The organism is Streptomyces sp. ASQP_92 (assembly GCF_025399895.1).
Taxonomy (GTDB): Bacteria; Actinomycetota; Actinomycetes; order Streptomycetales; family Streptomycetaceae; genus Streptomyces.
This window is the reverse complement of record NZ_JAODUA010000009.1, coordinates 203002-221984: the sequence shown is the minus strand read 5'-3', so window position 1 is coordinate 221984 and position 18983 is coordinate 203002. Positions and strand designations below refer to the sequence as shown.

18 protein-coding genes are annotated in these 18983 nt (G+C 70.6%); 8 read left to right on the top strand and 10 right to left on the bottom strand.

The window, feature by feature from the left end; translation table 11 throughout:
• Positions 1-207: 207 nt before the first annotated feature.
• The 4 genes from N4G70_RS20980 to N4G70_RS20965 form a co-directional block, all read right to left on the bottom strand.
• Positions 208-1269: a hypothetical protein gene (locus N4G70_RS20980; protein WP_261714206.1), complete on the bottom strand. Its 1062-nt coding sequence runs from the start codon at positions 1267-1269 to the stop codon at positions 208-210.
• A gap of 86 nt (positions 1270-1355) precedes the next feature.
• On the bottom strand, positions 1356-2369 hold the full coding sequence (locus N4G70_RS20975; RefSeq protein ID WP_261714205.1) for an ABC transporter substrate-binding protein: 1014 nt from the start codon (positions 2367-2369) through the stop codon (positions 1356-1358).
• Positions 2370-2487: 118 nt separating this feature from the next.
• A complete protein-coding gene (locus tag N4G70_RS20970) occupies positions 2488-3156 on the bottom strand; it encodes an ABC transporter permease (protein WP_261714204.1) in 669 nt (222 codons plus the stop codon).
• A 3-nt stretch (positions 3157-3159) separates the two neighbouring features.
• A complete protein-coding gene (locus N4G70_RS20965; RefSeq protein WP_315904275.1) occupies positions 3160-3840 on the bottom strand; it encodes an ABC transporter permease in 681 nt (226 codons plus the stop codon).
• Between the two features lie 150 nt (positions 3841-3990).
• Here N4G70_RS20965 and N4G70_RS20960 point away from each other — a divergent pair, with 150 nt between their 5' ends.
• On the top strand, positions 3991-5136 hold the full coding sequence (locus N4G70_RS20960) for an ABC transporter ATP-binding protein (protein WP_261714202.1): 1146 nt from the start codon (positions 3991-3993) through the stop codon (positions 5134-5136).
• A gap of 24 nt (positions 5137-5160) precedes the next feature.
• Here the strand turns inward: N4G70_RS20960 and N4G70_RS20955 are convergent, their stop codons facing one another.
• Positions 5161-6273, bottom strand: coding sequence for an esterase family protein (locus tag N4G70_RS20955; RefSeq protein ID WP_261714201.1), 1113 nt, complete (start codon positions 6271-6273; stop codon positions 5161-5163).
• Positions 6274-6423: 150 nt separating this feature from the next.
• Here N4G70_RS20955 and N4G70_RS20950 point away from each other — a divergent pair, with 150 nt between their 5' ends.
• Positions 6424-8265 (top strand): phosphatidylglycerol lysyltransferase domain-containing protein, encoded by a 1842-nt coding sequence (locus N4G70_RS20950; protein ID WP_261714200.1) that lies wholly within the window; start codon positions 6424-6426, stop codon positions 8263-8265.
• A 588-nt stretch (positions 8266-8853) separates the two neighbouring features.
• Here N4G70_RS20950 and N4G70_RS20945 read toward each other — a convergent pair.
• Positions 8854-10326 carry an MFS transporter gene (locus N4G70_RS20945; RefSeq protein WP_261714199.1) on the bottom strand — a complete coding sequence of 491 codons (1473 nt, stop codon included), beginning with the start codon at positions 10324-10326 and terminating at the stop codon, positions 8854-8856.
• A 130-nt stretch (positions 10327-10456) separates the two neighbouring features.
• On the opposite strand from N4G70_RS20945, the gene N4G70_RS20940 reads away from it, so the two are divergent.
• The 6 genes from N4G70_RS20940 (at position 10457) to N4G70_RS20915 (ending at position 14058) form a co-directional block, all read left to right on the top strand.
• Positions 10457-10915, top strand: a complete 459-nt coding sequence (locus N4G70_RS20940; RefSeq protein WP_261714198.1) for a MarR family winged helix-turn-helix transcriptional regulator — start codon at positions 10457-10459, stop codon at positions 10913-10915.
• A 16-nt stretch (positions 10916-10931) separates the two neighbouring features.
• Positions 10932-11795: a dihydropteroate synthase gene (gene folP, locus N4G70_RS20935; RefSeq protein WP_261714197.1), complete on the top strand. Its 864-nt coding sequence runs from the start codon at positions 10932-10934 to the stop codon at positions 11793-11795.
• Complete coding sequence (locus N4G70_RS20930) at positions 11792-12253, top strand: nuclear transport factor 2 family protein (RefSeq protein ID WP_261714196.1); 462 nt, start codon at positions 11792-11794, stop codon at positions 12251-12253. The genes folP and N4G70_RS20930 overlap by 4 nt, the downstream gene beginning before the upstream one ends.
• A 197-nt stretch (positions 12254-12450) precedes the next feature.
• Positions 12451-12810, top strand: coding sequence for a dihydroneopterin aldolase (gene folB, locus N4G70_RS20925; RefSeq protein WP_120722122.1), 360 nt, complete (start codon positions 12451-12453; stop codon positions 12808-12810).
• Positions 12807-13421 carry a 2-amino-4-hydroxy-6-hydroxymethyldihydropteridine diphosphokinase gene (gene folK / locus N4G70_RS20920; RefSeq protein WP_261714195.1) on the top strand — a complete coding sequence of 205 codons (615 nt, stop codon included), beginning with the start codon at positions 12807-12809 and terminating at the stop codon, positions 13419-13421. Before folB ends, folK begins: the two co-directional genes overlap by 4 nt.
• 157 nt (positions 13422-13578) lie before the next feature.
• The gene (locus N4G70_RS20915; protein ID WP_261714194.1) at positions 13579-14058 is read left to right on the top strand and encodes a DUF3180 domain-containing protein; all 480 of its coding nucleotides are present in this window, start codon (positions 13579-13581) and stop codon (positions 14056-14058) included.
• A 183-nt stretch (positions 14059-14241) separates the two neighbouring features.
• Here the strand turns inward: N4G70_RS20915 and folE are convergent, their stop codons facing one another.
• The 4 genes from folE to tilS all read right to left on the bottom strand — a co-directional run bounded on the left by folE (position 14242) and on the right by tilS (position 18871).
• On the bottom strand, positions 14242-14847 hold the full coding sequence (gene folE, locus N4G70_RS20910) for a GTP cyclohydrolase I FolE (RefSeq protein ID WP_261714193.1): 606 nt from the start codon (positions 14845-14847) through the stop codon (positions 14242-14244).
• 116 nt (positions 14848-14963) lie between these two features.
• Entirely contained in the window at positions 14964-16991 is a 2028-nt protein-coding gene (gene ftsH, locus N4G70_RS20905) for an ATP-dependent zinc metalloprotease FtsH (RefSeq protein WP_261714192.1), read from the bottom strand.
• Between the two features lie 203 nt (positions 16992-17194).
• Positions 17195-17734 carry a hypoxanthine phosphoribosyltransferase gene (gene hpt / locus N4G70_RS20900; RefSeq protein ID WP_120727895.1) on the bottom strand — a complete coding sequence of 180 codons (540 nt, stop codon included), beginning with the start codon at positions 17732-17734 and terminating at the stop codon, positions 17195-17197.
• Between the two features lie 75 nt (positions 17735-17809).
• A complete protein-coding gene (gene tilS / locus N4G70_RS20895; RefSeq protein WP_261714191.1) occupies positions 17810-18871 on the bottom strand; it encodes a tRNA lysidine(34) synthetase TilS in 1062 nt (353 codons plus the stop codon).
• Between the last annotated feature and the right edge of the window lie 112 nt (positions 18872-18983).

The window sequence follows — 18983 nt, the reverse complement described above, 5'->3', positions numbered from 1 at the left end:
GTCATCGGCCGTCGTGCGGACCGGGTGCCCCATCGCGTACGCACCCGTCCGGCCCGGGCGCCCTGCGCAGGGGCGCCTGTGCTCGTGAGCCCGCGCCACGTGCCCTCCCCGATGCCGTCCGGTCGACCGCCCGGCGTGCGCGGCCGCTCACCCCCGCGCGGCACCGCCGCGCGAGGTCACCGTCCGCACCGCACAAGCGGGCGGACGCTACGAGATCGCGGTCCTCAGTTCCGCCACGTCCAGTTGTTCCGTCTCGTCGTGGACAGTCAGGTCGATGACCTCGCCGACCACTTTGCCGGGGCCCTGCTGGGCCCGGTTCGCCAGTACTTCGGCGCCCACCACGTCGGCGAGGTCCTCGTCCTGGACGGCCTCGATCGCGGCGGCCTTCTGTTCGGCGGCCTCCGCCTGGGCGCCGCCCGTGCCGAAGAAGTCGAAGCTGCCCTCGGGGCGCACCGCGCGGCGGGCGAGATGGGGGACGACCGCGGCGGCCACCGGCGCCGGGGGCGCGGGCAGTTCGGCCCGGCGGGGGCCGGTGGTGAGGGCGGCCGACGGACGGGAGTGCTCCCCGTTGCCGAGGGCCGCCGCGCGCTTCCCCTGCGGCTCCTCATCCTCCCGGGACGGCCTGGACGCGCGGGCCTGCTGGAACTCGCCGGGCCCTGCGTCGCCGGACTCGCGCGCCCGGGACGCCTCGGCCTCGGCCCGCGCCTTCGCCTGGCGTTCGGCACTGAGCGCGAGGCTCTCCAGGGCGCGGGCCGCCGCGAGGTAGGAGGCAGGGGTGGGCGTGCTGCCGGACGGCATGAGCGCCTTGGGTCCGGTGGACTCCAGGGCGAGCTGCCGCCGGCCTTCCAGGGCGCTGGCCCGCTCGGTCTCGGCGTTGGCGTAGCGGCGCAGCAGGGCCGCGTGCTCGCCGCGCAGCGCGGCCAGCTCCATGCGTTTGGTGCGGAGCTTGGCGTCGAGGCGGCCGCGCAGCTCGCGCGACTCCTCCAACTCCGTCTCCAGCTCGGCGATCCGCTCCTCGGTGCGCCACTGGTCGGCGGCGCGCGAGCGGGTCAGCTCGGCGACCCGGCGGCCCGCCGCCCGGTCCCAGGCGCGCATGAGCACCGAGCCGGTGACGCAGGCCGCGGCGGCCGCGGCGGCCAACGCCCGCAGCGCCGTTGGCTGATCGACGAGCCAGGCGCCCCCGGCGCAGATGACGGAGACGCCGGCGACGGCCGACGGCTGGAGGAGCCGGTGCAGCGGAGGGGAATGACGGTGGCGTCCACGTGGCATGGCCTGAAATTTACCGTGCGTAGCGCCCCCATGGACCCCCGCCCGTCAATCTGTTCCCCGGTAGTTACTCCGATCGCCGAATTCGGCTACTTCTTGATCAGGCCCTTCGACTGGAGATACGCCTTCGCGACATCCGCCGGCTTGGCCCGCTCGGCGTCGACCTTCCGGTTGAGATCGACCAGATCGGCCGTGGTCAGCGCCTTGGTGAGCTTGCCGAGCGCGTCGGTTATCTCCTGGCCGCCCGCGTCCTTCGCATGGACGACCGGCAGTACGTTGTCCGCGTTCTGGAGCTTCTTGTCGTCCTGGAGCAGCACCAGGCCGTAGGTGTCCAGGCTCGCGTCCGTCGTGGTGGTCAGCACCAACTGGTCCACCCCGTCCTTGACGGCCTGCTTGGCGCCCGGGGTGCCGACGCCCTTGGGGTCGATGCCCGTGACGTCGATGCCGTACTTGGAGGTCAGACCCGGCGCGCAGAACGGCCGGATCTTGCACTCGTCACCGGCGGCGACCTTCACCTTCACCTTGGCGGCGCCGAGGTCCGAAAGGGACTTGAGGTTGTTCTTGGTGGCGAATTCCTTGGTCACCGCGAACGCGTTCTGGTCGACGGCCTCACCGGCGGGGAGAACCTTCAGACCGCGCGGCCCGGCGAGCTTGGTCAGTTCGGCCACCGTGGCGGAGACATCGCTGGAGGCGAGCGGCTTGTCCTTCGCCTTGTCGCCGTTCACCTTGGCATTGAGGAATTCGGTGAGCGTTGCCGCGTATTCCGGCACGACGTCGATCTCGCCCTTCTCCAGGGCGGGTTCGTACAGTTCGCGGTTCTTCACGGTGGTGATGGAGGTCGCGTACCCGGCGTCGGCCAGGACCTGCGAGTACAGCTCCGCCAGGACCGCGGACTCGGTGAAGCCGGCCGCGCCGACCACCAGCGAGCCCTTCTTCCCGCCGCCCGTACTGCTGGAGCCGCCCGAACTGCTCGAACCGCTCGTACCGCTCGTACCGTCTTTGGCTTTGCTCTTTTCCAGGCTGTCGCCGCCGCACGCGGCGAGCGTGCCGGCCAGGGCCAGCGTGCCGAGCACCGCACCGGTCGTGCGCAGGATCTTGCTCATGAGGGGTTCACCATCCAGGAGACATCGCGAAATCACGGGAGTTGCGGGATCGGGGGAGCCGGGCGTGCCGGGCGTGCCGGGGTGTGCGGGGTGTGCACGGTGGGGTGGGGTCACCGGGTCACGAACGCCCCCGCACCGGGCTGAAGACGCGGTCCACCATCACCAGGACGCCCTCCACCAGCAGGGCCAGCGCCGCCACCAGCATCGCGCCGGCCACCACCTGCGGGGTGTCGTACACCGCGAATCCCTCGGTGACGATGCGGCCGAGCCCGCCGAGGCCCGCCATCGCCGCGATCGTCGCGGTGGCGATGATCTGCACCGCGGCCGAGCGGAGCCCGGTCATGATCAGCGGGTAGGCGAGCGGCAGTTCGACCCGGAGGAAGAGCTGGCGCCCCGACATCCCCATGCCGCGGGCCGCCTCCACCGCCGCCGGGTCCACCTCGCGCATGCCGACATAGGCGTTGGTCAGCAGCGGCGGCACCGCGAAGAGCACCAGGGCGATCACGGTGGGCAGATAGCCGGCGTTGCGCAGCGGCGTCACCATGAACAGGGCCAGCACCGCGAACACGGGGATGGCCCGGCCCACGTTGGACAGGTTCACGGCGAGCGCGCCGCCCTTGCCGATGTGGCCGAGCCACAGCGCCAGCGGCAGGGCGACCAGGCAGGACACCAGCAGGGCCAGCGCGCTGACGTACACATGCTCGCCGAGCCGGTGCCAGGCGCCGTCCTCCCCCGACCAGTTGGAGCCGGTGGCCAGCCACGACCAGGCCTGTGTGAAGACTCCCATCGCTCAGCCCGCCTTCGCCGTACGGATCCGCGTCCACGGTGTCAGCAGCCGCTGGAGGCCGAGGAGCAGCAGGTCGGCGGCGATCGCCAGCACCACGCAGAGCACGGAGGCGGTGAGGATCTGCGCCTTGAAGAAGGTGGGCAGACCCTGCTCGATGAGGTTGCCCAGGCCCCCGTGGTCGACCAGCGAGCCGATCGTGGTCAGCGCGACGGTGGCCACCGTGGCGATCCGGAGCCCGGCCATCAGCGCGGGCAGCGCGAGCGGCAGCTCGACCTCGAACAGCAGCCGTATGCGCCCGTACCCCATGCCGCGGGCCGCCTCCAGGGCGTCGGGCGGCACGGATTCGAGCCCGGCCAGGATGTTCCGCACCAGGATCGTCAGGGAGTAGAGGACGAGCCCCGTGATCACCAGACCGGCCGAGAGGCCGAACAAGGGGAGCAGCAGCGCGAACATGGCAAGGGACGGCACCGTGTACAGCACGGTCGTCACGCCGAGGACGGTGGCCGCGACGCCCTTGCGGCCGCGCGCGAGCAGCGCGAGGGGGAAGGCGACGAGCAGGCCGATCAGGACCGAGACCGCGGTGATCCAGATGTGCTGGACCGTCGCGTCGGTGAGCTCCTGGCTGCGGGAGCTGACGTACTCCCAACAGATCCAGTCGTTGGCCGCCAGGCAGTTCCGCGCCACTCCCCCACCTCCCCCGGGCATGCCGATACCTCTGCCCCGAACGTACGTACCAAACCCTATCCCCGCCCACTGACAATCGCCGTGGGCCTTTGCCGTACAGCAACATGGGCTTCACACAAGCGCGCCCACCAGCCTTCACAATGGGGAACCATGATCCGGTTCGAGCACGTCACCAAGCGGTACGCCGACGGCACCACCGCCGTGGACGATCTGTCCTTCGAGGTGGCCGAGGGTGAACTGGTCACCCTGGTCGGCCCGTCGGGGTGCGGCAAGACCACCACCATGAAGATGGTCAACCGGCTCATCGAGCCGACCGAGGGCCGGATATTCCTGGACGGCGAGGACATAGCGACCGTCGATCCCGTCCAACTGCGGCGCCGCATCGGCTATGTGATCCAGCAGGTCGGGCTCTTCCCGCACAGGACGGTCCTGGAGAACACCGCGACCGTCCCGCATCTGCTCGGCGTCAAGAAGGCCACGGCCCACGAGCGCGCGGCCGAACTGCTCGACCTGGTCGGGCTCGACCCCAAGACCTACGGCTCGCGCTACCCCGAGCAGCTCTCGGGCGGCCAGCGCCAACGGGTGGGCGTGGCAAGGGCGTTGGCGGCCGACCCGCCGGTGCTTTTGATGGACGAGCCGTTCGGCGCGGTCGACCCGGTGGTGCGCGAGCGGCTCCAGAACGAGTTCCTCCGCCTCCAGTCGCAGGTGCGCAAGACGGTGCTGTTCGTCACCCACGACATCGAGGAGGCGGTCCGGCTCGGCGACCGCATCGCGGTCTACGGGCAGGGCGCCATCGAGCAGTTCGACGCCCCTGCCACCGTGCTCGGCGCCCCCGCCACCCCCTATGTCGCGGACTTCGTCGGCGCCGACCGGGGCCTGAAGCGGCTCTCGGTGACGCCCATCGAGGAGGGCGACCTCGACCAGCCGCCCGTGGTCCATCTCGACGACCCGCTGCCCGCCGACATCGCGCGCTGGGCGGTCGTCCTGGACGGCGACGACAATCTGCACGGCTGGATCTCCGGCGAGCAGGCCCGCCTCGGCACGGGCACGGTCCGCGAGCACGCCCGGCGCATGGAGGCCTGGCTGCCGGTCGGCGCCTCCCTCAAGCAGGCCTTCGCCACGATGCTCCAGCACGACGCGGGCTGGATCGCGGTGATCGACCGCGAGGAGCGGGGCCGCTTCCTCGGCGTCCTCACCCCGGCCCGCCTCCACGAGGCGCTGCGCCGCTCCATCGACGCGGACGCCCACGCCGTGCCCCGTACCGAGGTGAAGGTCGAATCGGTCAGCTCGCGCTGAGCGCGCGGGGAGGGGCCCGGCCGGTCAGTTCGCGCTGAGCCGCCCGCTGATCCACTCCAGCGTCGGCGGTATCTCGCGGCGCCAGGTGTTGAAGTTGTGGCCGCCGCTGTCCAGGGTGATCGAGGAGACCCGGCCGGGCGCCTTGACCTTCTTGATGAAGGACTGGGTCGGCTTGTAGTTCTCCTCGCCCGACAGCGAGCTGGTGACCAGGAAGGACGAGGGGCCGGGCTTGATGTGGTCCAGGCTCCACAGCAGGTTGGCGCGGTTGCGCTCGCGCTTGTCGCCGTGGAAGAGGTCACCGGTCGTCGGGTCGTCCGCCGCGTCGTAGTACGCCGAGAGGCCCGCGCTCGCCGCGAACCTCTCGGGGTGGTGCATGCCGATCTTCAGGGCGCAGTAGCCGCCCGTGGAGTTGCCGATGAAGCCCCAGTTCGCGGGCTTGGTGCCGACGCGGTAGTTCGCCGATATCGCGTCCGGCACGTCCTTGGCGAAGAACGTCTCGGTCTGCGGGCCGCCGGGTATGTCGACGCACTCGGTGTCGCGCTGGCCCGCCACGGTGGGCCGCATCATCACCAGGATCATCGGCTGCATCTTCTTCTGCTTGGCCTGCGCCCAGGCCGTCTTGGGATACCGCAGTCCCTTGAGCAGGTTCTCGGCCGTGCCCGGGTACCCGGTCAGCACGATCGAGGCGGGAAACGTCTTGTGCTCGTACGCCTTCTGGAAGTACTCGGGCGGCAGATACACATAGGCGGGGCTGGTTATCTTCGACTTCTCACCGCCCAGCACGATCTTCTGGATCTCGCCCCCGAGCTGCGGCTTTCCCGCGCCCGGGGTGTCCGGCTTCTGCGTGCCGACGACCTTGATGTTCTTGCCGCCCGCCGAATGGTCGACGACCGTGCCCAGGTCCTGCTCCTGTCCGAACAGATCCGCCCAGGATCCGTAGAAGAGGAACGAGTTGTTGGCGGCGAGACCGACCGAGGCGAAGATCGCCAGCTGGGTCGCGAGCAGCAGCCCGATCCGGCCCGTCACTGCCTTCCAGCTGCGACGCGCCAGGCGCGGCCACAACCAGATGGTGACCGCGAACAGCACCACCGCCAGGAACGCGGCGAGTGCCAGCACCTTGTTGCTCGTGAGACCCATGAGTCGATGAAACTTTCTGGCTGAGATTTTCCTGGGACCGAGGGAACCCGCCCCCCTCAAGTCCCGTCCTAGAGGGCGCAAATTGTCCGGCTGGACGGCGCGGACGCCGTCCCCCGGCCAACTGAATCTCTCGCGGAGTCACGGGAAGCGATGTCTGTCAGGATAGATGGGGACAAAAACGGATCGGTTCCGACTCGTGTACGAAAGGTCCTCGGCGGACCGCGCGCGGAGTCGGTTCCCAAGCTGGTCGGTACGGCCTGCACGATCGTGGGCCTCCTGGACATCGCGGCCGGAGTCTTCGATCGCGTCCGGCACAGTCGGTTCCACACGGTCAGCGAGGTGCTGCCGGGCACCTTCGGCCCCTTCGCGGCAGCCGTGGCGCTCAGCGCCGGCATCCTCCTGCTGCTCCTCGCCCACGGTCTGAAGCGCCGCAAGCGGCGTGCCTGGCGGGCCGCCGTGGTGCTGCTGCCCATCGGGGCGGTGGCCCAGTTCTGGTACCGGCACTCCGTCGTCGGCGTACTGATCTCATTGGTACTTCTCACGCTGCTCGTCCGCCACCGGAGCGAGTTCAACGCGCTGCCCGACCCGCGCAGCCGCTGGAAGGCGGTGGCGAACTTCTTCCTGATGGGGGCGAGCTCGCTGGGCCTGGGCCTGGTCATCGTGAGCGTCCACCCGCACCGCACCGTCGGCAACCCGAGCATCGTGGACCGCATCCAGCACGTGATGTACGGCCTCTTCGGCTTCGAGGGCCCGGTCGAGTACCAGGGCAAGACCAGCTGGACCGTCGGCTACTCGCTCGGCGCGCTCGGCCTGCTCACCGCCGTCACCACCATCTACCTGGCTTTCCGCCCCGAGCACCCGGCCGCCCGGCTCACCCAGGACGACGAGCACAAGCTCCGCGACCTCCTCGCCAAGCACGGCGCCCGCGACTCGCTCGGCCACTTCGCGCTGCGCCGCGACAAGGCCGTCGTCTTCTCGCCCAGCGGCAAGGCGGCCGTCACCTACCGCGTGGTCTCCGGCGTGATGCTCGCCTCCGGCGACCCCATCGGCGACGTCGAGGCCTGGCCCGGCGCCATCGAACGCTTCATGGACGAGGCCAAGGCGCACTCCTGGACCCCGGCGGTCGTCGGCTGCTCCGAGACCGGCGGCGAGGTCTGGACCCGCGAGACCGGGCTCGACGCCCTGGAGCTGGGTGACGAGGCGGTGGTGGACGTCGCGGATTTCTCCCTGGCCGGACGCGCCATGCGGAACGTACGTCAGATGGTCAAGCGCATCGAGCGCAATGGCTACGAAACCCGCGTACGGCGCGTTCGTGACCTCTCCGACGGAGAGCTCGAGCGCATCCGGCGGGCCGCCGAGGACTGGCGCGGCACCGACACCGAGCGCGGCTTCTCGATGGCGCTCGGCCGCATCGGCGACCCCAACGACGGCGACTGCGTGATCGCCACCGCCCACAAGGCCGACGACGAGGGCGCGGCCCCCTCCCCCTTCGGCGACCTGAAGGCCATCCTGCACTTCGTCCCCTGGGGCAAGGACGGAATGTCCCTGGAGATGATGCGCCGCGACCGCTCGGCCGACCCCGGCATGAACGAGCTGCTCATCGTGGCCTCGCTCCAGGCCTGCGAGAAGATCGGCGTACGCCAGGTCTCGCTGAACTTCGCGATGTTCCGCTCGGCGCTGGCGCGCGGCGAGAAGATCGGCGCGGGCCCGGTCCTGCGCCTGTGGCGGGGCCTGCTCGTCTTCCTCTCCCGCTGGTTCCAGATCGAGTCGCTGTACAAGTTCAACGCGAAGTTCCAGCCGCGCTGGGAGCCGCGCTTCATGGTCTACCGGGCCCACGCCGACCTCCCCCGCATCGGCTTCGCCGTGATGCAGGCGGAGGGCTTCGTGAACCTGGGCCTGCCGGGCCCGCTGGCCCGCCTGACGCGGGCGGCTCGGCGGGATCGGGCGTGTGCGCATGCGCCGTCCAAGGAGCGCGAGATGAGAGCGGCGTAGGGGTCCCCCCCTCCCGCCCACACCCCGGTGCCGGGCCCCCTGCGGGGGGTGCGGTGCCGGGGTTCTGCTTTTCGTGGGCCGGGGCCCGGGGTGGGTGGGCTGGTTTGCGCAGTTCCCCGCGCCCCTGAATGCCCTTCGGCCTGCGGACCGTGCTCGCTTCTCGCGCAGTTCCCCGCGCCCCCCAACCCGCTTTCGTCTGCGGGCCCCAGGTGGCTGGTCGCGCAGTTCCCCGCGCCCCTAACCCCTCTCGACCCTGCGGACCGTGGTCGCTTCTCGCGCAGTTCCCCGCGCCCCTGAAACCCGCTCGATCCTGCGGACCGTGCTCGCGTCTCGCGCAGTTCCCCGCGCCCCTTGGCGGTACTGGTGCTGGCCCGCATCGGGCATTTCAGCCCGTCCGGCGATTGAGGACGAGCACCGTTCAGGCGCGAACGGGGTCTGGGGCGGAGCCCCAGAGGTCCCGGAACCAGCCAACCCCGCCGCACGGGCGGGTGGGTGGGAAAACACACCGGGGTCTGGGGCGGAGCCCCAGGTGGGCCGAACCAGCCCGCCCTGGGCAAAGGCACCCCCCACCCCGAGCCCCCCGGAGGGCTAGGCGCGTTCCAGGGCCGGCTCCGCCGGCGCCGGGGCGGAGGACGTGACCTTCGAGCGGGACCGGTCGGAGGAGAGGCCCACCAGAGCCACCCCGACCACCAGCACGAACGCGACCCCGGCCAGCGCGAACGACAGCGTGAACTGGCTCTCCGCCGGCAGCGGAGGCACACCCTTGGGCAGCCCGGACAGCACCTTCGAGGCCAGCAGCGAGGTGATCACCGCACTGGCGATCGCCGAACCCACCGAACGCGAGATGGAGTTGATCCCGTTCGCGATACCCGTCTGGTGGTGCGGGACGCTCGCCACGATGAGCGCGGGCATCGCGGCGTACCCGAAGCTGATCGCGGCACCGATCAGCATGCCCGCGAGGATGACGGACGACGTCGAGTCGTGCGCCCCGGTCAGCCAGGCGAAGCCGAGGACACCGAAGGCCGCGCCCGCCGCGAGGGTGAAGCGCGCCCCGATGCGGCCCACGAGGAGCCCGCCGAGGGGGGCGGCGACGAGCGAGACGAGCGTGGTCGGCAGCAGGTACTCGACGGAGGCGCGCAGCACGGACGCCGAGAAGCCGTATCCGGTCAGCTCGTCCGGCATCTGCACCAGGTACGAGACGCCGATGAACTGCGAGAACATCGCGAAGCCGAGGAGCAGCCCGGCGAGGTTGGTGAAGAGGACCGGCCGGTGCGCGAACATCCGCATGTCGACCATGGGCGCGGCGACCTTGCGCTCGACGAACACCCAGACCCCGGCCATCAGGACGGCGGCGACGAAGAGCCCGATCGTACGGCCGGAGGACCAGCCCCACTCGTGCCCCTGGGAGATGGGCAGCAGGAGCAGGACGAGGAAGGCGGCCAGGGTGGCGGCGCCGAACCAGTCGGTGCGTCCGCCCGTCTTCGTACGGGAGGCGGGCACGACCACGATGACGGCGACCAGCGCCAGGACCGCGAGGATCACGGCGAGCCAGAAGACCCGGTGGTAGTCGGGGTGCGAGCCCTGCGTGAGCAGGCCCGCGCCGACGAGCGCGAGGCCGCTGCCGAACGCCAGGGTGCCGCTGACCAGCGCCATGGCGCCGTGCAGCTTCTGCGGCGGGATCTCCTCGCGCAGCACGGACAGCGCCAGCGGGAAGATCGCGGTGGCCGCGCCCTGGAGCACCCGGCCGACGATGAGCAGGACGAGCGAGCTGGTGGTGGCGGCGAGCACGGAGCCCGCGACCATGACCACGAGCACACCGATCAGCGTGGGCTTCTTGCCGTGCATGTCGCCGAAGCGGCCGAGCAGCGGGGTGAAGACGGCCGCGGACAGCAGGGTCGCGGTGGTGACCCAGCTCACGCCCGAGGTGGTGGTGCCGAGGTCGTTCTGGATGATCCCGAGGATCGGCACGACCAGGGTCTGCATCATCGAGACGACCATGGCCGCGAGGCCGAGGACCAGGACGAGCCCGGTACCGCCGCGGGGGCGTTGGTTAGTGGTCACTGTTTCTTCCGTACGGCTGAGGAGGAACGGGTGCAAAGCGAAGCTTGATTACCTCAAGCAACTTAATGAAGGTAAACATCAAAGGTTGAGGTAGTCAAGTTTCGCTCGAATCGCGGGTACAGTGGGCGTCATGCCTGGAACCAGCCCGCCCCCCGCCGTCAGCAACGCCGCGCTCATGGATGCCATCTGGGACTCCCTGGCCGGCTTCTACGGCGACTTCTCGTCGGCCGCGGCCGACGAGGGGCTCACCTCCAGCCAGGCCAAGACCCTGACCGTGCTGCGCCGGGGCCCCGCCTCCATGCGCTCGCTCGCCACCACGCTGCACTGCGACGCCTCGAACGTGACCGGCATCATCGACCGCCTCGAAGCCCGCTCCCTGGTGCGCCGCGAGCCGAGCCCCACCGACCGCCGCGTCAAGAACGTCGTCCTCACCGAGGACGGCATGCGCACGGTGGAGACGGTCCGCACCGGCATGCTCGCCACCCACACCGCCCTCGACGGCCTCCCGGACGCCGACCGGGTCGCCCTGCACGATCTCCTCCAGCGCCTTTTCGCCACCCCCGAGCGTGGTCCGGGAACCAGCGGCTGACGCCTACGCTGGACGTATGAGTACGTTGCACGGACGGGGGTCCGTCGAAGGCCTGCCCGAATGGGACCGCTGCGCGGTCATGGGCGTGGTCAATGTGACGCCCGACTCCTTCTCCGACGGCGGCCGGTGGTTCGACACCTCCACCGCCGTCAAGCACGGCCTCGACCTCGTCGCCGAGGGCGCCGACCTCGTCGACGTCGGCGGCGAGTCCACCCGCCCCGGCGCCTCCCGCGTGGACGAGGCCGAGGAGCTGCGCCGCGTCGTCCCCGTCGTACGGGGCCTGGCCGCCGAGGGCGTCACCGTCTCCGTCGACACCATGCGCGCCCGCGTCGCCGAACAGGCCGTCGCGGCGGGCGCGGTCCTGGTCAACGACGTCAGCGGCGGCCTCGCCGACCCCGCGATGATCCCCGCCGTCGCCGCCACCGGCGCCCCCTTCGTCGTCATGCACTGGCGCGGCTTCAGCCAGGACATGAACAGCCGCGCGGTCTACACCGACGTGGTGGCCGAGGTCGTCGCCGAACTCCGCGCCCGCATCGAGGCCGTCATCGAGGGCGGCATCGCCCCCGAGCGCCTCGTCATCGACCCCGGCCTCGGCTTCGCCAAGCAGGCCGAGCACGACCTCGCCCTCGTCGCCCACCTCGCCGAACTGCGCGGGCTGGGCCGGCCCGTCCTGGTCGCCGCCTCCCGCAAACGCTTCCTCGGCCACGTCCTGGCCGGCCCCGAGGGCGCGCCCCCGCCCCCCGCCCGCGAACGCGACGCGGCCACCGCCGCCGTCTCCGCCATAGCCGCCCACGAGGGCGCCTGGGCGGTGCGCGTCCACGAGGTGCGGGCCACCGCCGACGCCGTCCGCGTGGCGCGCGCCGTCGAGGGAGCCCGGTGAGCCCGCGTACCGAAAGCGAGGCGGTCGAGCGCGCCAACACCGCGTTCTACGAGACCCTGGAGCGGGGCGACTTCGACGAGCTGTCCGCCCTCCGGCTGGACGCCACCGAGGCCGGCGACACCGGGATCTCCTGCGTCCACCCGGGCTGGCCGGTGCTCTCCGGGCGCGGCGAGGTGCTCCGCTCGTACGCCCTGATCATGGCGAACACGGAGTACATCCAGTTCTTCCTGACCGATGTGAAGGTCGTCATCCTGGGCGACACCGCGCTGGTCACCTGCACCGAGAACATCCTCAGCGGCGGCCCCGCCGAGGAGAGCGGCGAGCTGGGCCCGCTCGTCGGCCAGCTCGTGGTCGCCACCAATGTGTTCCGCCGCACATCCGGGGGCTGGCGGCTCTGGTCCCACCACGGCTCGCCGGTGCTGGCCGAATCGGGCGACGAAGAGCCGGAAGAGGACTGAATCCGGGCAGGATTGGGGCTCCCCGAGGATTGAACCGGGGACCATCGGGTAGGGGCGGCTACCAGGCCTGTCCCGATCTGTCCATAGCCCCCGTGGGCAAGCACTGTCAGTGCCCGCAGGTAGATTCGATCGTGGGCACCGTGCCGCCCGCACGCGGCCGCATGCCCGTCTGACCAACGACAGCAGGAGTGATTCGCGTGGATCGTGTCGCGCTGCGCGGCCTCAAGGCCCGTGGGCACCATGGCGTCTTCCCCCGGGAGCGCGAGGAGGGCCAGACCTTCATCGTGGACCTGGTGCTCGGCCTCGACACCCGCCCCGCGGCGGTCGACGACGACCTGGCGAAGACCGTGCACTACGGCGTGGTGGCCGAGGAGGTCGTGGACGTCGTCCAGGGCGAGCCCGTCGACCTGATCGAGACGCTCGCCGAGCGCATCGCCCAGCAGTGCCTCAAGCACGAAGGCGTCCAGGAGGTGGAAGTGGTCGTCCACAAGCCGGACGCGCCGATCACCGTCCCGTTCGACGACGTGACCATCACCATCACCCGGAGCCGAGTATGAGCGTGTATTCGCAGGGGGCCGCCCAGAGCGACCCGACCGTACAGCCGGTGCCCGCCTCCGTGGTCGAGCAGGTCGACGCGGCCGATGTGACGCTCTCCAACCCGCGCCGCGCCGTCATCGCGCTCGGTTCGAACCTGGGCAACCGCCTGGAGACGCTCCAGGGCGCCATCGACGCCCTGGAGGACACGCCCGGGCTGCGCGTGAAAGCCGTCTCCCCGGTGTACGAGACCGAGCCCTGGGGCGTCGACCCCGGCTCCCAGCCCTCGTACTTCAACGCGGTCGTCGTCGTGAAGACCACCCTGCCGCCGGCCTCGCTCCTGGAGCGCGGCCACGCCATCGAAGAGGCCTTCGCCCGGGTCCGCGACGAGCGCTGGGGTCCGCGCACCATCGACGTGGACATCGTTGCCTACGCGGACGTCGTCTCCGACGACCCGGTCCTCACCCTCCCCCACCCCCGCGCCCACCAGCGGGCCTTCGTGCTCGCCCCCTGGTTCGACGTGGACCCCGAGGCGCAGCTCACCGGACACGGCGCGATCGCCGACCTGCTGAGCGCCGTGGGCCGCGCCGGCGTGGAACCCCGCGCCGACCTGGAACTCCGCCTGCCCGAGTAGTCGTTACGCTTCTGAGGTCGGCCACCGGGTGCTCCGCGGACGTGGAGCGCGTGGAGCGTGCGCCGTCCGTGGCCGGTCACGCGGCTCCGGCGTCCTTCGGGACGCCGGAAGCGCACCGGACTCCACACGACCGCAAAGACGCGAAGGGCACTACTCCGTGAAGCAACTGCGCCTGGGTGTGCTGGCCGGGCTGTTCGTCGTCGCCGGAGTGCTCTCCTGGGCGATCGCCCGGCTGTGGGACTCGGTGTCCACCCTCCCGAGCGTGCCGCTCGCGGCGCCCATCGTGCTCGGGGTGATCGCCGTCGTCCTGCTCGCCACCGGCCTGTCCATCCGCGCCCGGCTGCGCGCCCAGCGCGAGCGCCGGCCGGGAGCCAAGGGCGTGGAGCCCCTGATGGCCGCGCGCGCGGTGGTCTTCGGCCAGGCCAGCGCCCTCGTCGCGGCCCTGGTGTGCGGGATGTACGGCGGCACCGGCGTCTATCTGCTGAGCTATCTCGACGTACCGCCCCGCCGCGACCAGGCGATCTACGCCGGCTTCTCGGTCCTGGCCGGTATCGCCGTCGTGGCCGCCGCCCTGTTCCTGGAACGCGTCTGCAAGCTCCCCGACGACGAGGACGACACCACGGCCCCGGTCACCTGACCCGCCGCCGGCCCGGGACACCGAACGGCCCCGGCTCCCCGCTCTGCGCGGGGGCCGGGGCCGTTCCATGCGATCGTCCGCCCCAACCACCGGTCGGCGTACGGGAGTTGAGTCCTGTCATCGGCCGGTACGGGCGGGGCCTCGGCCGCCGTCGGCAGGGGCCGTAACTTCGCGAGAACCCGCTCAGCGGGCCACGATCAGGCTCATCGCCTCGCTGCGCGTGGCAGGGTCGCGCAGCTGGCCGCGCACCGCCGACGTGGTCGTCTTGGCGCCGGGCTTGCGGATGCCGCGTACCGACATGCACATGTGCTCCGCCTCGATCACCACGATGGCTCCCCGGGCGTCCAGGATGCGCATCAGCGAGTCCGCCACCTGCGTGGTGAGGCGCTCCTGCACCTGGGGCCTGCGGGCGAACACGTCCACCAGGCGGGCCAGCTTCGAAAGACCGGTTATCTTGCCCGACTCGGCCGGGATGTAGCCGACATGGGCCACGCCGTGGAAGGGCAGCAGATGGTGTTCGCAGAGCGAGACGATCTCGATGTCCTTGACCAGGACCATCTCGTCATGACCCAGGTCGAAGGTGGTCGTCAGCACCTCCTCGGGCGTCTGACGCAGACCCGCCAGGATCTCCCGGTAGGCACGGGCCACCCGCGCCGGCGTCTCCTGGAGGCCTTCGCGGTCCGGGTCCTCGCCGACGGCTATGAGGAGCTCGCGTACGGCGTTCTCGGCCCGCTTCTCGTCGAACTCGCCGATCTTGGTTTCGCCGTCCAGCGTCACCGGGTCGGTCATCTGTGCCTCGTTCCTCGAACGTCATCCATGCGCGTGGCCGAAAAACACCCGCGCCCCCACAGGCTAGAACCCGGGGGGCGCGGCATGCATTCCGGGGCCGTCGCGGGCCCCGGGACTCAGCTCTCGGGACGGTCCTCGGGGGCCGGAGCGGCCTCCGTGGGGGTGTCCAGCGGGATGGAGCCGTTGGTGCTGGTGGTGGCGCCGTTGGTGAGCGCCAGCTCCTTCGGCGAGAGCACCGGGGGCCTCGTGGACGGCGTACGCCGCGAGGAACCGGTCCAGGCCGGGCGGGCCGGGCGCTTGACGATGCCCGAGAACACCTCGGCGATCTGCTCCTTGCTGAGGGTCTCCTTCTCCAGGAGCTCCAGGACCAGCTTGTCGAGGATGTCGCGGTTCTCGACCAGGATCTCCCAGGCCTCGTTGTGCGCCGTCTCGATGAGCTTCTTGACCTCTTCGTCGACGAGCGCCGCGACCTCTTCCGAGTAGTCGCGCTGGTGGCCCATCTCGCGGCCGAGGAACGGCTCGGTGTTGTCGCCACCGAACTTGATCGCGCCGAGCCGCTCGGTCATGCCGTACTGCGTGACCATCGCGCGAGCGGTGGCCGTGGCCTTCTCGATGTCGTTGGCCGCGCCCGTCGTCGGGTCGTGGAAGACGAGCTCCTCGGCCGCGCGCCCGCCCAGCATGTACGCGAGCTGGTCGAGCATCTCGTTGCGGGTGGTCGAGTACTTGTCCTCGTCCGGCAGGACCATGGTGTAGCCCAGGGCCCGGCCGCGCGACAGGATGGTGATCTTGTGGACCGGGTCCGAGTTGGGGGAGGCCGCGGCGACCAGGGCGTGTCCGCCCTCGTGGTACGCGGTGATCTTCTTTTCCTTCTCGGACATGATCCGCGTCCGCTTCTGCGGACCCGCCACGACGCGGTCGATCGCCTCGTCCAGCGCGTGGTTGTCGATCAGCTTCTTGTCGCTGCGCGCCGTCAGGAGCGCCGCTTCGTTCAGCACGTTCGCCAGGTCGGCGCCGGTGAAGCCGGGGGTGCGACGGGCGACGGCCGACAGGTCGACGTCCGGGGCGACCGGCTTGCCCTTCTGGTGGACCTTGAGGATCTCCAGACGGCCCTGCATGTCCGGCCGGTCGACCGCGATCTGGCGGTCGAAGCGGCCCGGGCGCAGCAGCGCCGGGTCGAGGATGTCGGGCCGGTTGGTGGCGGCGATCAGGATGACGCCGCCCTTCACGTCGAAGCCGTCCATCTCGACGAGCAGCTGGTTGAGGGTCTGCTCGCGCTCGTCGTGACCGCCGCCGAGACCCGCACCACGGTGCCGGCCGACGGCGTCGATCTCGTCGACGAAGACGATCGCCGGGGCGTTCGCCTTGGCCTGCTCGAAGAGGTCGCGGACGCGCGAGGCGCCGACACCCACGAACATCTCGACGAAGTCGGAGCCGGAGATCGAGTAGAAGGGGACACCGGCCTCACCCGCGACGGCGCGGGCGAGCAGCGTCTTGCCCGTACCGGGCGGGCCGTACAGCAGCACGCCCTTGGGGATCTTGGCGCCGACGGCCTGGAACTTCGCCGGCTCCTGGAGGAACTCCTTGATCTCGTGGAGCTCCTCGACCGCCTCGTCGGACCCCGCCACATCGGCGAAGGTCGTCTTCGGGGTGTCCTTGGTGATGAGCTTGGCCTTGGACTTCCCGAAGTTCATGACTCGGGAGCCGCCGCCCTGCATCTGGTTCATCAGGAACAGGAAGACCACGACGATGAGGACGAAGGGGAGCAGGGAGAGCAGGATCCCGAGGAACGGGTTCTGCTTGTCGGGCGAGACGGTGTACCCACTGGGGATGTCACCGGCCTTCACTCCGGACTGGAGCTGGTCGGCCACGGCGGTCGCCTGGGCGTCGCCGATGTAGTTGGCCTGAACCTTGCTGCTGCCCTTGACCTTCTGGCCCTTCTTCAGGTCGATCTTGATGACCTGACTGTCGCCAGTGGTGATCTTGGCCTGTTCGACCTGCTTGTTGCTGATCGCCTGAACGACCTCGGATGTGTCGACCGTCTTGTAGCCGCCACCCGAGCCGACGACCTGCATCAGCACGACCACGGCGAGGACGGCCAGCACGATCCACATGACCGGCCCACGGAAGTATCGCTTCACGTCCATCCATACGGAGCGAGAACGCCCCGTCCCTCCTGCCCGTAGGTAAATGCTGCTGTGAGTGTGACTAAGGCTGTATGTAAAGGCTGTTCTTCGGACGGTACCCCAGCATTGTCACCCGCGGTCGCACGGTACGGCTGACAAAGGCACCTTCTCCTGCTCCAACGGCGGGAGCCGTGCTGTGGTTCCCCAAACGGCCCGTGCTTGCGTCAGCCGCCGTAGACGTGCGGCGCGAGCGTGCCGACAAAGGGGAGGTTCCGGTACTTCTCGGCATAGTCGAGGCCGTAGCCCACGACGAATTCATTGGGGATGTCGAAACCGATCCACTTGACGTCGATCGCGACCTTTGCGGCATCCGGCTTACGGAGCAGCGTGCAGACCTCCAGGGAGGCGGGCTCGCGCGATCCGAGGTTGGAAAGGAGCCACGACAGGGTCAGACCCGAGTCGATGATGTCCTCGACGATCAGGACGTGCTTGCCCTTGATGTCGGTGTCGAGGTCCTTGAGGATCCGCACGACGCCGGAGGACTGGGTGCCCGCACCGTACGAGGAGACGGCCATCCAGTCCATGGTGACCGGGGTGGACAGCGCGCGGGCCAGATCCGCCATGACCATGACGGCGCCCTTGAGGACCCCGACGAGGAGCAGGTCCTTGCCCGCGTACTCCGCGTCGATCTTCCCGGCCAGCTCCGCCAGCTTCGCGTCGATCTCTTCCTTGGTGATGAGCACCGACTGGAGGTCGGTGCCCATGTCCTTCTCGTTCACCCGGGCCGCTTTCTTGGGGGGTTTCTGTTGTCCGTGCGGGAGCCGAGTACGTGCGTGAGCTCAGCTCTGCCGAATCACCAGTCTGCCACCCTGCCGACGCGCGACGACGCGGCCCGGGAGATTGATCGCCCGCTGCCCGCGCCAGCTCGTGATCAGCTTGTCGACCTCCTCGACATGGCGGGCGAAGAGCGAACCGGCGGGCGCGCCCGCCCCGATGACCTCCCGGCGCACGATGCGGCGGCGCACGGCGGGCGGCAGCGCGAAGAGCTTCGCGCACTCCAGGAGCCCGGCGTCGTCCCGCACCGTCGCGTCCGCCTGGAGGGCCCAGGCGTCCAGGGCGTCGGCGTCGTCGCGGGAGAGCTGGGCGGTGCGGGCCAGGGCCTCGACGACGCCCTTGCCGAGCGCCTTCTCCAGGGCGGGCAGCCCCTCCTGGCGCAGCCGGGAGCGGGTGTAGGCGGGGTCGGCGTTGTGCGGGTCGTCCCAGACGGGCAGCGACTGGACCATGCAGGCCTTGCGCGCGGTCTGGCGGTCGAGCTCCAGGAAGGGGCGCCGGTAGCGGCCCGCCGCCCCCGAGACGGCGGCCATGCCGGACAGGGAGCGCGTACCGGAGCCCCGGGCGAGGCCGAGCAGCACGGTCTCGGCCTGGTCGTCACGGGTGTGGCCGAGCAGGATCGCGGCGGCGCCGTGGCGCTCGGCCGCGGCGTCCAGCGCCGCGTAGCGGGCGTCCCGGGCGGCGGCCTCGGGGCCTCCCTCGCGGCCCACCTGGACGGCGATGGACTCGGCGGGCTCCAGGCCAAGGCCGGTCATCCGCGAGACGACCTCGGCGGCCCGCAGGTCGGACCCGTGCTGGAGGCCGTGGTCGACGGTGATGCCGCCGGCGCGCAGCGAGAGCTTGCGGGATTCGAAGGCGAGGGCGGAGGCGAGCGCCATGGAGTCGGCGCCGCCGGAGCAGGCCACCAGGACGAGGGGCTCGGGCGCGGTGCGCGCGCCGGTCCCGGGGCCGGCGGGGGCCCCCGCGGTCACGGCGGCGGCCTCGTGGTCGCGGGAGTGTTCGTTCAGTACGTCGTGGAGTACGCGGCGAACCGCCAGGCGTATCGCTGCGACCGCAGGATGGGGACCCATGTCCGGTGCCCTTCGGTGAAGTTGGGGTGCCTCTGGCGCGGAGAGGAAGCGGGGGGAGCAGGAGGGCCGTTCAGTCACACAGAGTGCGTAGATGGTGACAGAACAGAGCCGT